The organism is Halodesulfovibrio sp. MK-HDV, from assembly GCF_009914765.1.
Lineage (GTDB): Bacteria > Desulfobacterota > Desulfovibrionia > Desulfovibrionales > Desulfovibrionaceae > Halodesulfovibrio.
Window position 1 is genome coordinate 155691 of record NZ_WYDS01000002.1, and the last position, 13768, is coordinate 169458.

The following is a 13768-nucleotide window of genomic DNA, read 5'->3' on the forward strand; positions in this document are numbered from 1 at the left end:
CATGATTGAAATATCACTCATGGCGTTGGCGGTGCTGGTTGCCTTACTCAGCTTTGGTGTCCCTTTGCCGTACTGTTTCGGTGGTGCGCTTATGTTTATGCACACCTTTGGTGGCGCTACCATGAAAGGTACGATGCTGTGGGGCTTTGGACAGCTTGCAAACCCAGTATTACTTTGTATTCCGTTGTTTGTATTTGCCGGAGCCATCATGAGCGAGAGTGGCATTGCAAAGAGCTTGTTGGATTTTGTGAATATTTTTGTAGGACGCGTCCGCGGTGGTCTTGGTGTTGTTGCTTCAGTTAGTTGTGCAATTATCGGCGCCATTTCCGGTAGTGGTATGACAGGCGTCGCGGCAACTGGACCTCTGCTCATTCCGGAAATGGCAGAGAAGGGGTATCCTCGCGGATACGCAACAGCTCTGGTAGCAAACTCATCGCTGCTTGGTTTGCTTATCCCACCAAGCGTGACGATGATCATTTACGGCTGGGTCACGGATACTTCAATTCTTGCCTGCTTCCTTGCAACCGTGGGGCCCGGGCTTCTTATTATGACTTTGTTTGCAGTCGTGAACATGGTGCAGTGTCGAAAATTCCCGCTCGTGCTCGAAGAATCAAAACCGATGAAAGAGCTTATTCGTGAAGCTGGTTCCCGTACGTTCGTTGCCCTGCCTGCCCTTGTGATGCCGGTCATTATTCTTGGTGGCATTTACGGCGGTATTATGACCCCTACAGAAGCTGCAGCAGTGGGCGTGATGTACGCAATACCTGTCGGGGTTCTTGTTTATAGAGGGCTTACCTGGAGCAAATTCCTCAGAGCAGCAAAGGATGCTGCAACAGCAATTGGTGCGATTATGGTTATGATCGTATTCAGCCTGATGCTTAGCCAGATTTTCGTTATGGAAGATATTCCGCAAGCTTTGGTTGAAGGCATTTTTACCATTACTCAGAATAAAGTATTGCTGCTCATCCTTGTTAACTTCCTGCTGTTTTTTATCGGTATGATCGTTAACGATATTACTTCCATCATTCTCACCGCTCCACTGCTGCTCCCTCTTATGGAAGCTATCGGTATCAGCCCTGTCCATTTTGCTGCCATTATCGGCGTAAATACTGCCATGGGCGGTGTTACTCCACCATATGCGAGCATCCTGTATCTTGGTGTGCGCATAGGTAATGTTGAATTTACTGACGTAATTAAGCCTGCAATGACGCTGATACTTTTCGGCTATCTTCCAGTGGTCTTTTTGACGTCGTTCTGGCCTGAATTATCCCTCACTTTGCCCCGTTTGATGGGCTACTAAACAGAATAGGAGTGTGTACAGATGAAGAAATCGTTATTCTCTATTGCTCTGGCTATCATGGCGGTTGTTATGCTTTCCGCTGGAAGTGTCGAGGCTCGTACTTGGAAAATCTCCCATATTCGTCCTCAGGGAACTACTATCGACAATGACCTTCACCGGTATGCCGATGCAGTAAAAGAAGCCACTGACGGCAAAATTAAGATCAAAGTTTATGCAGCAAGTGCACTTGGCGACTACACAATCGTACAGGAACGCGTAGGGCTTGGAGCCGTAGATATGGCATGTCAGCCAGTATCTACAGGCGTGGACAAGCGTTTACAGATTATTTCTTTTCCGTATTTGATGAAAGATTGGAAACAAGCAGAGAAAAACTTCGTGACTGGTTCACCATTTCAGAAGACGATTTCTGATCTTTTTTCACAGCAAGATATTCGGGTAATGGCTGTATATCCAGTGTACTTTGGTGGGGTAGCTCTTAAGAAAAAACCAAAAAATCCTGAAGATCCAAATAGCTCTAAAGGACTTAAGCTTCGTGTCCCACCGGCAAAAACTTTCCAGATGTTAGCTGATAACATTGGTTTTATTGGAACTCCGGTACCATTCTCCGAAGCGTTTACCGCAATGCAGACCGGTGTTGTTGACGGAGTTATTGGCTCAGGTGCGGAAGGCTATTATGCATCATTCCGTGATGTGACCAAATACTACATGCCAGTGAATACACATTTTGAAGTTTGGTACCTGATCATGAACCAGGAGCTGTTTACCGACCTTAGCAGCGAGCAGCAGCAACAGCTTGAAAAAGTTTCCTTCGAATTTGAGCAGCGTCGTTGGAAAAATGCTCAGAATGATCAGATGGAAAATGAGAAAAAGCTTGCTGAGTATGGCGCTGAAATCATCCCGGTATCCGATCAAGCGCTTAGCGCAATGGCAGCAAAAATCCGTAACGTGGTTTGGCCGGAAATTCAGGACGACATTGGCGCAGAATGGAGTCAGAAAGTTCTGGATAGCCTTATTCAGTAGAGATCCTTTTTGTTGATAAGGTGGGCTCTGCTTCATGACAACTGGAGCAGAGCCTCATTTACACACAGCGCGCAATCCCGCTGTTATTTTGAGAATCGATACTATGTGCGCAAAGTGTACAGCTACCCTTCCGTACATCTAATCTGATAGTTTAATTTAAGAGTTTCTGGAGTTCTGATGTTTAAACTAGATGAACCTGCTGCAGAGCAGGTGTTCATAACTGTGGACGGAAAAGGCACAAGTGTTCCTGTAGGATCTACTGTCGCTTCCGTACTGTTGGAACAGGGAAAAGAACCGTTTCGAACTTCTCCTGTAACTGGAGAGGTTCGATCTCCACATTGTCTGATGGGTGTCTGTTGTGAATGCCTGTGTGAAATTGATGGAGTAAAGAATCGTCAGGCTTGCTTGGAAGAAGTCCATGAAGGCATGCAGGTTAACCGGCAGATCGTGGAGGGCAATGAATAGTATGAACTATCAATATGATGTTGCCGTTGTGGGGGCAGGCCCCGCAGGAATAGCAAGTGCTTGTTCTATGTCAGAACTTGGATTGAGAGTGTTGGTGCTTGATGAACAGGCTCGTCCGGGTGGGCAAATTTATAGAAATATCGAGAAGGCTCCAGAATCTCGCTGTAAATTGCTCGGTAGTGATTACACCAAAGGAGCATGTCTTGTTAACCAGCTTCGTTCTGCTGATCTGGATTATCGTTCAGAGGCGGCAGTGTGGCAGGTAGAGCCGGATGGTACTGTTTTTTTCTCTCACAAGGGAGAGTCACATTGCGTTAAGGTTGAACGAATAGTTGTTGCGACAGGAGCCATGGAGCGTCCTGTACCGTTTTCAGGATGGACTCTTCCCGGTGTGATGGGGGCAGGTGCTGCAAATAACTTATACAAAGATTCCGGCTTAAAGCCTTCCGGTAAAGTCGTGATTGCCGGTAGTGGGCCTTTGCTGCTTCTGGAAGCATGTCAGCTTGCCAGCAGTGGTGTAGAAATTTCTGCCATCCTTGAAACGGCCTCCGCATACCCTTCTCTCGAGGCTCTCGCACAGCTCCCTTCCGCTTTACGCCGTGCAGATTATCTCGTGAAGGGGGTCAAGATGTTGTGGGACATCAAACGCACTGGTGTCCCTCACTTGAAGAATGTGAAAGAGGTTCGAGCTCATGGTGACGATAAACTCTCCAAAGTGACAGCCATGCAAAATGGCAAAGCTGTGAGTTTTGATGCGGACTCGCTACTTGTCCATTTTGGCGTGATTCCGAATACAGCAATGTTTAGCCAGCTTGGTTGTCGTCATGAATGGGACAATGTGCAGCGCTATTGGTATCCTGTCACAGATACTTGGGGGCGTACCAGCCTTGAACGTGTTTTTGCAGCAGGAGATGGAACATTTGTTCACGGAGCTGGTGCTGCAGAGTTAAAAGGCCGTCTGACAGCGTTGGAAGTGGCTCATTCTGTAGGCAAGTTGTCTCTTAGCCAGCGAGATGAGCAAGCAGAGCGGATTCAAAAGAAACTTGCACGTGAGTTATCTCCTCGCCCGTTTATTGATGCCATGTTTGCGCCGGATATTGATGCGTGTGCATTCGATGATGAGACTCTAGTGTGTCGTTGTGAACACGTGACAGTTGTTCAGATTAAAGATGCGGTACGTCAAGGGTGCACTAACCCTAATGACATAAAAGCATTGGTTCGCAGTGGCATGGGGCCGTGTCAGGGACGTATGTGTGGCAATGCAATTGTAGAGCTTTTAAGCATTCTGACATCGGGGAAACCTTCTGATGCAGAGAGGTTGCGTATCAGGCCTCCTTTGAAAAATGTTTCAATGCAGGAAATGGCATCCATGCGTTTTGAAGGGGGTGAATAATGTCACGCGCTGATGTTCTTATTATTGGTGGTGGGCTTATGGGGCTGGCAACAGCTATGGAGCTTGGTCGCGCTGGAAAGAAAGTTATTCTTCTCGAAAAAGATACTGTTGGCCGTCATGCCTCTGGAGTGAATGCTGGGGGTGTCCGTCGTCTTAATCGTCATGTTGCCGAAATTCCAATGACGCTGGAGTCACAGGAAATGTGGGCAACTATGGAAAAGTATATTGGATGTGATTGCACCTTCACTACTACAGGTCAGATTCTTGCTGCCAATTGTGATGAAGAAATCGAGTTGCTGAAGAAGCGTGCAAAAACGACGAGCGATCTTGGATACAACCATGAGGAGTTAATTGACGAAAAAGAGCTTCGCAAACTTGTTCCCGCCATTGCCGATGATTTTATTGGTGGTCTTATTTCTAGAAAAGACGGTCATGCATTGCCGTATAAGGCTTGTCGGGCGTATCAGCAGAGTGCTTTGAAAGCAGGTGTCATTATTGAAGAGCACACTAAAGTGCTTAATGTTTCTCAAAATGGTTCGGGTTTTACCGTTACGACAGCTAATGGAAAAATTTATGAAGGCGAGTTGCTTTTAAACTGCGCAGGAGCGTGGGGAGCAAAGGTGGCAGCCCTTTTGGGAGAGATAATTCCAATGGAGCCAGTTGCGCTTTCTATGATGGTTACCGCCAGGATGCCGAAATTTATTACACCTGTTGTTTCCGGTTTTTTCCGATCCCTGTCATTTAAGCAGATGACAAATGGCACTGTGGTTGTAGGCGGTGCGCGTCGTGCTTTCATCACTGACGATGAACAGACAAGAATTAATACAGAGCAGATGCATGGCTCTGCGCAGACGGTTGTAGATTTCTTCCCGATTATGAAAGATGCGAGCATTGTTCGCTGGTGGGCAGGATTCGAAGGAATGATTTCTGATAAACTGCCTATTATTGGTGAAGCTGCAAACACTCCTGGCTTTTTCCACACTTGCGGCTTCTCTACTCATGGATTTCAACTTGCTCCGATTGTAGGCAAGCTGATGGCAGAAACACTTCAGGGGAAAACACCACGTTTATCTCTTGAAGCATTTAGATCGGATCGCGAAACTTTGTTCCATAAAGATAATGACGCACCGAAGAAAAAGGGTGCATGGCAATAAGCAAGGAAAGGGTATGACTATTACACGTATGGAAATCGGTACTCGCATGAGTAGAATTGTTATTAACAATGGAACAATTTATTTGTGTGGTCAGGTACCCGACAATACTGATGAGGGTATCCAAGCTCAGACTGCCAACATGCTTGCAAAAGTCGAAGAGCTTTTGCAGCAGGCAGGTAGTGATATTGAGCATATTCTTTCCGCAACGCTATATGTTCGCGACATGAAAGATTTTGCTGCAATGAACGAAATTTGGGATGCATGGGTTCCTGAAGGCCATGCTCCTGCACGTGCATGTGTTGAGGCCCGTCTGGCTCGTCCGGAACTGCTTTGCGAAGTTTCTATTGTAGCAGCTCAAAAATAACAGATTTCAACAATAGAATCACAACTAGACGGTCTAGTAATAATTTGTAAGTAGAAAAGCCCATTCACATCGTTGGATGGGTTTTTCTGTTGTGTCATGTGAAGGTGTTAATGAATAAAACTGGTTGTACTAAGGGGGTGTACGTAGGTGTCGTTGAAACGATCTAAGTAATATGTTGGAATAATATTTCAATAGAGTCTGTTGAAAATTGTGCAGAAACGCGGGTATGAAAATGACAACTTTTTAAAACACACCGTTTTTTTATAGTTTATCAGTATATATTATGGGAAGAGCTCAATTTTTTAGTTGTCTTTAATAGTGACTTATTTTTATACATACAGGGATAATGCGTAGAGGCTCTTAGATAAGGTAGTTAAGCCGTTGTGCGCGGAAAAATGTTACTCCCCAATTTGGAAAATAATTTGCTAAATTTGTTTAAGAAAAATGATAGTCACTTTTCTGTAGTTCTACGGGGATCTGCTTATGCGCTTTTTGCAAAGATACTGATTATCGCATTTGGTTTTCTAAATAATATTCTTGTAGCAAGGTATTATGGTGCAGAACTCATTGGTATTTTGAGTATTGTCCAAACCCTACTTACGTTATTGTCCCTTTTAGCCTTGATTGGGTTTAATCAGTCTGTTTTAGCAATCATCCCAAAGGAAAGCATTGAAAGCAGGTACTTCCCATTTCCTTTCATCGTTAAGGTTGCAGCCTTTGTTATATCAACTTCTTTTGTGCTGTCTTGTCTTACTTATTTAGGGCTAAATGTCTGGGAGGTGCTTGAACAAAAAATTCAATTAGAGACAGCAATACAAGTTGGATCATTTTTTATTGTAATCTATGCACTTCGTGCTTTATTTTTAAGTTTTTTTAGAGCGATTGGAGCCATTAAACTTTTTACAATACTTCAACTTGTAACTCCAATTTCCAATTTCTGTATTTTACTCATCATCATTATTTATTCTTTTAGTGGGTTGTGGGTTGTTTTATGCGCGTTTGATTTCTGCTGTTATTGCTTTAGTTGTAGCCCTGCTGTTCTTTTTGTATTTATTTCGTCGGGTACGTCGTGAAGAAGAAAGCAGAGGAACTTCTATAGATTTTTGTTCTCTTTTGAAGAAGTCACTTCCTTTATGTGGTGTCAGCTTGCTTGTCTTTTCAACAAGTAAAATTAGTATTCTTATTTACAGTCTTTTTGCTACAGAAGAAAATGTTGGTTATTATAGTGTTGCTGTTAATACAGCCATTTTGATTAACGTAGCATTAGGGTGTGTGAATAGTATGGTTGCACCAAAATTTGCGGAATTGCATGCCCGCATGGATTATAGCTCTCTATTTTCTGTAGGAATTAAGACCACGCGATTAATTTGTATTGCAACAATACCTCTGACGATAGTGTTGCTTCTTTTTGGGAAAATTCTTTTAGAAATTCTTTATGGTATGGACTTTAGCGTTGCATATTTTCCAATGGTTATTTTGGCGATTGGGAATTGTTTAAATGCCATAGCCGGCCCAAATGATATTTTTTTACAAATGACTGGTGATCAAGGCCGGCTAAATAAAATGATGTGGATTGGCTTTGCTGCTTCTCTAGTTTTCTATGTACCGTTTATTTATTGGTGGGGAAGTATTGGGGCTGCTTTAGCCGTGCTTGTAGGACAGTGTGTCTGGAATTATTTAGCCCATTTATTTATTCTAAAGAAATATAAAAATAGTTTGATGCTGTTTTATTCATCGAAGTAACAATATTCATAACAGTGTTTATAACAAGCTGTGAGATATGAAAAATTATCTGTGAAAACTTAGTATAATAAATCAAGTTATTAGTTGGTTAAGGCGTTTGGATGAATTTTTCTTAACCGGCTTTATTCTACCCTGATTTACTAACTTAGTGTCCAATTTATTGATTCAGATGAGTAAGAGTTCGTTAGTTGAGCGAGTCTTGCGGGCTCGTATGAGCACGTTAGAACTTGGTAGCAGTGAGTCCGCTCCTAATTAGAACGTGTTGGTTTGAAACAAGAATGTTTCAACGTCATTTAATTATCCGTTTACATAGTCTTAATTGAGGGTTGGTTGTAATATAATGATGGTCTATCTTCTTTTTTTATTGTTTCAGTGCGTTCTTTTTTGTTCTGTTTTGGAGGCTTGTAAAAGGGAACAGGTGCTTTTTTTTTTTCAGGCATTCTATTTTTTTCTTTTAGCTTACTTTTTAGTGTTGCCATTCTTTTTTAATTTTTTGCAGATTGTCAGGGTTTAATTAGCTTAACTTCAATAACAAGCAGAGCTTTTCATGGGACATCATCTCTAGCACGAGGGACAGGCATACGACCCGTTTCAGTGCTATTGTTGTTTCAAGTGTGTTTTTTAGTTGGCGGGTATTTTGCTTATTCGCTTACGTCTTCCCAGAAGAAACTGGTACAGCAGGTTCCTTTAGATCGATATTTTTATTTTCGCTACCATGCTGGGGGCAACCGCATTATGTTACATGCTTGCACGAGCATATTTTGTATCGGATTTCCCTTTAATATCTTTTTTAACAACAAAAGAAGTCGTCCCGTTACGTGATTTGGCATTTAGTTATGGAAGTAAAACAATCGAAATTCCATACTTTTTTAGACCTTCAATCACCTCCCTTTTTTATCGAGCTATGTTACCGTTGAGTGGCATGATGTTTTTTATTCTTGGTAAGAAGAATTATAGACCTAAGCTAACATATTCTCTCAGCGTTATTCTCTTTTTATTTAGTTTCATTTTTTTAGCTGGAACGATGAAACGGACGCCAGTTTTGTTTTTTGCAACATGGTGTTTTATTACGCTGTTGCTTAGTAATTCATCAAAGATAAAAAGGAAATTTTTTGTTTATTCTGGATTGACTGTGTTGTTTTTATGTCTTTCAACCACTGCGTATAACACGTCAATTGATGTACTATTCGAAAAACTTTTCCGAAGGATTTTTATAGTAGAGGGGTTAAAGGAATTTTTATGTATTGAGCATTATGGGACGACTTTTGATTACTTAGGTCTTGATATTCCCATGCGTTATATACATAAAATTTTTGGTGAGGATGTCCTAACATTCAGTCAGGTGTGGAAAAAACAGTTGGGTGGTTCCCGTGGCTGGTCTTCTATCGGTATTATGGCAGAATTTTTTGCAAGTTTTGGATTTTCTGTGGCATCGATTGCATATGTACTTTGGGGTGCTCTTTTAATGAAGTTGGATGTAGTTAGCTCCGAGTATAGAACCAACGTTTTTTTACTTACCTTTTTTATCTTGCCTGATTACAATTATCGCGTTTTCGTCAACAAAGGGAATCTTGTCACAAATGTTTACCGGGGGAGGGGGCGTCTTAATTGTGCTAATTCTTTGTTTATCCACAATAAGTAAGCCGTGTGCGAAATCCATGACTTATAATGTCTAAGTGGAACAATGAGTTTGAAGATATCCTTCTTTCTTAAAGACTATTAGAAAAATAGATTGTGAATAGATTGAACTTTTTTCTCACGTTAAAGTTTTTGGAGTCTTTATTAAAGACTTAGTAGGGATCTAGTGTTGTATTCATTTTATTGCTTGCTTCTTGGAATCGTTCTTCTTCCGCTGAAAAAAGTCCTCTTCTTACCAGTTGTTGAATATAAAATTTTATTGGCAGATCTTTTTTTCCTTCTTTCAGGTTGTATTGTTGTTTTCGAAACGGAAGTAAGGGAGCGGATTATACAACTGCGATATTTTCTTGTTGTAGTTTTTTTCTTTCTTTTTTGGGCGACGTTGAGCTCGCTGATATCTATTGAACCTTTCTCTACGGCTGTGTTTACTCAACTGGAAATTCTAGCTTTATGTTATGATGTCGGATTGCTGTTGTTAGTTTTTGTTGTTGCTAATTCACCACAGAAACTTTTTTACGCCCTGCTAGGATGGGTATTCGCAATTCTTCTAAGTAATCTTTTGGCCATTTATTCTTTGGTAACTGTGCCCAGTTGGGGGTTTTCATATGGGATCCTTATAGGGAGCTTTGTCGGAGCAAATCAGCCTCAAATTATCTTATTGCCGTTGTTGCCATTATTGATATTTGTCGGGGTGTTAAAAGATGTACATCTTTCAATTCGGTTAACTTCAATCTTTTTATCCTGCAGTAGCGTGTTGTTTGTGCTTATTTCTGGGAGCCGATCCGGATTTTTTATGCTTGCATTAGAATGGATTTGCTGTCTTTTCGTGTATTGGGGAGTGATTAAGCGACGTTTTTCTTATTCTTCAATTACTTTTTGGGGGCAGCAAGCAACCTACGCTTTGTTGCTACTTGTTGTATTGCTATTTGGTACAGAGTTGTCACAAACCTATGAACCTTTTGCGGGATTGAAGCGTGTTAATAGAACGTTTGATAGAGTTTTTTTTCTTAAATATAATAAGCCGGTAAAGAGACTGACTGCAACGCATTATGATCGCATTAGTAGTGGGCGAATTAGTATTATTAAAGCTGGTTATTCATCGTTTAAGAAAAACATTTTTATGGGTTATGGCCTCCAAGGAACACGCCTGTTAAAAGGTGCTCATAATCATGAAATGCATTGTAGTTATTTAGTTTTGCTTTTCGAAACAGGTGTTATAGGCCTATTCCTTGGACTCTTGATGATGTATTTGGCGTTGAGGCGTGTTCAGATTGTATTAAAGAGTGGAGCTAATTCAGTTGAGACCCTTGTGTTGTATTCTTTACTTATTGGGTTAGCTAGCTTAGCTCTTTACAATGTCTTTACAAACGGCTTGCGGCAACGCGAGATGTGGATACTTTTTGGAGTGTTGCTATCATTATCATACGTTGGGGAAAGTGTTAGTGAACGAAATGATAGTGATACGAACTTGAATGATTACATTATTGTAAGAGGTTAGCTTTCAAGTTGTGTGTCTTTTTTATGTTCTATTTGTTCCTTGTTTTTCAGGATGTTTTCTTCATTTTTGGGTGAATTTTCTTGGGTAGAATTTATTTATATGAACGATGTTGGAATAGAGCGGTATACCGAAGTTACAGGTAGTTCTTGTGCAGGGAAGAGTACATGTTTTGAAAACGTACAGAATTACATAACAGGTGGCGAGATCTCTGGATGCTTTTTGCCCTCAGCCGTTATTCGTGGTGTGTTTTTTGTGCTTGGCTTCTTCTACTTGATCATACGCCCTGCGAAGTTATTCTGGATTATCCGCCAGTGTAGAGACATTCATATGTCTTTTTTACATAAAGTTAGTGCGGTGAGGAATGCCATTGAAAAGTTTGGTTGTTATTTGCTGTTTCGCAACCGGGCTGTTGTTGTAGACGAAGGTATTTCTCATATACCCTTTGTTTTTCAATTTAGTGCAGACCAAATTTCAGAGTTTCTCATAGTTTTCGGAAGTGAATTACAGAAAATCAGTATCCTGCTTGTGCCAGCACCACCTGAAAAAGATTTGGTTGCGAGGCTAATTACTCGGGGGCATAAAAAAGTTACTTGCAGTGAGTCGGCAAAGAGCTTTGCACGTCTAAATATTATAGTTTCAGAAGAATATTTAAGGGCCCTGAAAAAGCAAGGGAAGTTGGATGTTAGAGTTATATAGAGCGTGTTTTGAGCGTCTTGAAGCTGCGGTTGTCTGTTATGCCTCATGGAAGAATAACCATGAACTCGTCGGTGCGTTACAGGGAAACAGTGATATAGACTTACTTGTGTCAAAACAAGATCGGCGAAAATTCGAGCAGATTCTTTTAGATAATGATTTTGTTGAAGCGGGTAACCCGTGGCTTATTTACCCTGAAATAAAACACTATTACGGGTTAGATCATTTTTCAGGAAAAATTTGTCACTTACATGTGTACTATGATCTTGTGACAGGGACGAGTCATGGAAAAGAATATTGCTTTAACTTTTGTGACGAAGCATTAGCATCCCGTTTCGTTAATTCTTATGGAATTTATGAAGTTGGAATTGAAGAACAGGCATTAATCTATGTATTACGCCATGTAGTGAAAAAAAGCTCTTTTTTAGGGGCCCTTTTGTATCAAAAGGAACGTTCAGACTACAACGCAGAACGACAGTATCTTATGAAAAACTACAACAAAGAAAACTCTGTTTTTCGTTTAGGATGTAGTTCAAACCAGCTGTTTTCATTATCTACCAAGTTTTTTACAGATTTCTTTTTTTGTTGGAGAAGAAAAAGGGCATTGAAATGGTGCCTGCGAAGCTCATCGCTTTCTTTGCTTGTTGATGGAGGAAAGCGATTTGGATATCGAGTCGTGAATAAATTATTTCTTAAGCAGAAAAAGAAAGCACATGGGATAGCTGTTGCGGTCACAGGCATTGATGGTGCTGGAAAATCGACTCTTTTGAAAAATCTTCATAATTTTTTTGCAACAACCTTTAGGACAAAGCAATATCATTTTGGACGCCCTACATTTACTTTGCTCACATTCCCTATACGGGTTGCTTTACGGTTACGAAATTTAAAAAGAAATAATGGTGGGTGCTCTCTTTCTGCTCAAAGTACCCCAGATAAGATCTCGATTGTATACGCATTACGATACCTTGTCTTAGCATATGAACGTGCCGCGCTTATGCGTAAAGTTCAGCAAGATGTGATGAACGGAAATATTGTTCTTATTGATCGATGCCACTCTTTTGAAGTTGGAAGGATGGACTCACCTCGCGTTGCTCAAAAAGCATGTAACTCTTCTTTGGTTAATTTTATAGGAGCTTGTGAGACGGCGCTTTACAAGAACATGCCTAAAGTTGATTTGGCAATAGCACTTAGTGGTAGCTTAGAAACATTTATACTACGCAATCAATTACGCGAGAAAATAGGTAAAGAAAGCGACGAAGAGATTGAAGCTCGATATCATCAGAATTGTAGCTTTGTTCCGGCAGCTCAAAATGTTTCTGAAGTTAGTGCCGAAATGCCATCTGAGGATGTATGTGAGGCAGCCAAAAAGATTATTTGGAAATTTCTATAATGAAGAAAGTTATGATTGTTGGAGGGGAGGATTTAAGTCTTCGTCTTCCTTACATGCAGCAGCTAGTAGAGAGTAATTTTTCTATTACTGCTGTTGGTAGCCAGGATGAAAAAGCATTTGTTGCATCAGGTATCCCATATATTAAGTATGCATTAAATAGATGGGTTAATCCGTTGGATGATCTGAAAACGATATTTCAGTTACGAAAAATTATTATTCAAGTTCAGCCTGATATCGTCCACGGTTTTGATACGAAACCCGCGTTATATAGTCTTTGTGCATCCATGTTTTTGCCAGTTAAGGCTGGACGAACAATAAATGGAACAGGGCAAATTTTTTCAGAAGCATCGTTTAAAAATAAAATTTTGCGGTATGTTTTTTGGTTGTTACAAACTATTTTTTCTTGGAAATCTGCATTTACTATCTTCCAAAATAGTTATGATAAAGCAATGTTTGAGGCTGTGCCGACGATAAATAATTCTCAAAATTTTTTGATACAGGGTTCTGGTATTGATTGTAATTCTCTTCCAGTAAAGAAGGATTATAAATCCAATATTAAACAAATAATTCTTGTTTCTAGAATGTTAAAAAATAAAGGCATTTATGAGTTTCTTCAGGCCGCAAGATCAATTAAGAAAAAGTATAAGAATTGTCGCTTTTTGCTTATTGGCCCCTTAAGTACGGAAGGGGAATATGCTGTACCAATTAAAGATATAGAATCATATAGTGCTGATGTTGAGTATTTAGGACAACGTTCTGATGTGAAAAACATTATGTTTCTAAGTGATTTGATGGTGCTTCCGACCTCTTATAGGGAGGGGGTTCCACGTGTATTGCTGGAGGCTGGCGGGATTGGGTTACCATTATTGACGACAGACATGCCTGGTTGTTCAGACTTAGTTACTAATGGTGAAAATGGTTGGTTAGTCGCTCCTCAACGTGTTGATGAGTTGACTGAGAGTCTTGAATCGTTTCTAACCACAAGTTCTGAAGAATTAAAGCGTATGGGACAAGTTAATGTGGCCCTAGTCCGTGACAAATATTCGATGGAAGTAGTGTTGGCTAAAAGTATCGCAGTCTATTCATCTTTATTTTAACTTATTGTTTTTT

The 13768-nt window shown here is 40.7% G+C and carries 13 protein-coding genes; all 13 read left to right on the forward strand.

Features of this window, described 5'->3' with window-relative positions; all coding sequences use genetic code 11:
* Position 1 precedes the first annotated feature (1 nt).
* The 13 genes from MKHDV_RS02170 to MKHDV_RS02235 all read left to right on the forward strand — a co-directional run bounded on the left by MKHDV_RS02170 (position 2) and on the right by MKHDV_RS02235 (position 13755).
* On the forward strand, positions 2-1300 hold the full coding sequence (locus tag MKHDV_RS02170; RefSeq protein WP_160711815.1) for a TRAP transporter large permease: 1299 nt from the start codon (positions 2-4) through the stop codon (positions 1298-1300).
* A gap of 21 nt (positions 1301-1321) precedes the next feature.
* Positions 1322-2320, forward strand: a complete 999-nt coding sequence (dctP, locus tag MKHDV_RS02175) for a TRAP transporter substrate-binding protein DctP (RefSeq protein WP_160711817.1) — start codon at positions 1322-1324, stop codon at positions 2318-2320.
* Between the two features lie 177 nt (positions 2321-2497).
* Positions 2498-2785 (forward strand): (2Fe-2S)-binding protein, encoded by a 288-nt coding sequence (locus MKHDV_RS02180; protein ID WP_160711819.1) that lies wholly within the window; start codon positions 2498-2500, stop codon positions 2783-2785.
* A complete protein-coding gene (locus tag MKHDV_RS02185; protein WP_160711821.1) occupies positions 2778-4178 on the forward strand; it encodes an FAD-dependent oxidoreductase in 1401 nt (466 codons plus the stop codon). The genes MKHDV_RS02180 and MKHDV_RS02185 overlap by 8 nt, the downstream gene beginning before the upstream one ends.
* Positions 4178-5332 (forward strand): FAD-binding oxidoreductase, encoded by a 1155-nt coding sequence (locus MKHDV_RS02190; protein ID WP_160711823.1) that lies wholly within the window; start codon positions 4178-4180, stop codon positions 5330-5332. The genes MKHDV_RS02185 and MKHDV_RS02190 overlap by 1 nt, the downstream gene beginning before the upstream one ends.
* A 13-nt stretch (positions 5333-5345) precedes the next feature.
* Complete coding sequence (locus tag MKHDV_RS02195; RefSeq protein WP_160711825.1) at positions 5346-5696, forward strand: RidA family protein; 351 nt, start codon at positions 5346-5348, stop codon at positions 5694-5696.
* Positions 5697-6079: 383 nt separating this feature from the next.
* Complete coding sequence (locus tag MKHDV_RS02200; protein WP_160711827.1) at positions 6080-6769, forward strand: lipopolysaccharide biosynthesis protein; 690 nt, start codon at positions 6080-6082, stop codon at positions 6767-6769.
* Complete coding sequence (locus MKHDV_RS02205; RefSeq protein ID WP_160711829.1) at positions 6681-7439, forward strand: lipopolysaccharide biosynthesis protein; 759 nt, start codon at positions 6681-6683, stop codon at positions 7437-7439. Before MKHDV_RS02200 ends, MKHDV_RS02205 begins: the two co-directional genes overlap by 89 nt.
* A gap of 742 nt (positions 7440-8181) precedes the next feature.
* Positions 8182-9081, forward strand: a complete 900-nt coding sequence (locus MKHDV_RS02215) for a hypothetical protein (protein ID WP_160711833.1) — start codon at positions 8182-8184, stop codon at positions 9079-9081.
* Positions 9082-9243: 162 nt separating this feature from the next.
* Positions 9244-10575: an O-antigen ligase family protein gene (locus MKHDV_RS02220; RefSeq protein WP_160711835.1), complete on the forward strand. Its 1332-nt coding sequence runs from the start codon at positions 9244-9246 to the stop codon at positions 10573-10575.
* Positions 10576-10641: 66 nt separating this feature from the next.
* On the forward strand, positions 10642-11271 hold the full coding sequence (locus tag MKHDV_RS02225) for a hypothetical protein (RefSeq protein WP_160711837.1): 630 nt from the start codon (positions 10642-10644) through the stop codon (positions 11269-11271).
* Positions 11255-12658, forward strand: coding sequence for a hypothetical protein (locus tag MKHDV_RS02230; protein WP_160711839.1), 1404 nt, complete (start codon positions 11255-11257; stop codon positions 12656-12658). Before MKHDV_RS02225 ends, MKHDV_RS02230 begins: the two co-directional genes overlap by 17 nt.
* Positions 12658-13755, forward strand: coding sequence for a glycosyltransferase family 4 protein (locus tag MKHDV_RS02235; protein WP_160711841.1), 1098 nt, complete (start codon positions 12658-12660; stop codon positions 13753-13755). The genes MKHDV_RS02230 and MKHDV_RS02235 overlap by 1 nt, the downstream gene beginning before the upstream one ends.
* Positions 13756-13768 lie beyond the last annotated feature (13 nt).

Bases quoted from the DNA above. Each gene is read 5' to 3' on its own strand.
- MKHDV_RS02235 (WP_160711841.1), top strand. From the start codon at position 12,658: ATGAAGAAAGTTATGATTGTTGGAGGGGAGGATTTAAGTCTTCGTCTT.
- MKHDV_RS02190 (WP_160711823.1), top strand. From the start codon at position 4,178: ATGTCACGCGCTGATGTTCTTATTATTGGTGGTGGGCTTATGGGGCTG.
- dctP (WP_160711817.1), top strand. From the start codon at position 1,322: ATGAAGAAATCGTTATTCTCTATTGCTCTGGCTATCATGGCGGTTGTT.
- MKHDV_RS02185 (WP_160711821.1), top strand. From the start codon at position 2,778: ATGAATAGTATGAACTATCAATATGATGTTGCCGTTGTGGGGGCAGGC.
- MKHDV_RS02230 (WP_160711839.1), top strand. From the start codon at position 11,255: ATGTTAGAGTTATATAGAGCGTGTTTTGAGCGTCTTGAAGCTGCGGTT.
- MKHDV_RS02170 (WP_160711815.1), top strand. From the start codon at position 2: ATGATTGAAATATCACTCATGGCGTTGGCGGTGCTGGTTGCCTTACTC.
- MKHDV_RS02195 (WP_160711825.1), top strand. From the start codon at position 5,346: ATGACTATTACACGTATGGAAATCGGTACTCGCATGAGTAGAATTGTT.
- MKHDV_RS02215 (WP_160711833.1), top strand. From the start codon at position 8,182: ATGCTTGCACGAGCATATTTTGTATCGGATTTCCCTTTAATATCTTTT.
- MKHDV_RS02180 (WP_160711819.1), top strand. From the start codon at position 2,498: ATGTTTAAACTAGATGAACCTGCTGCAGAGCAGGTGTTCATAACTGTG.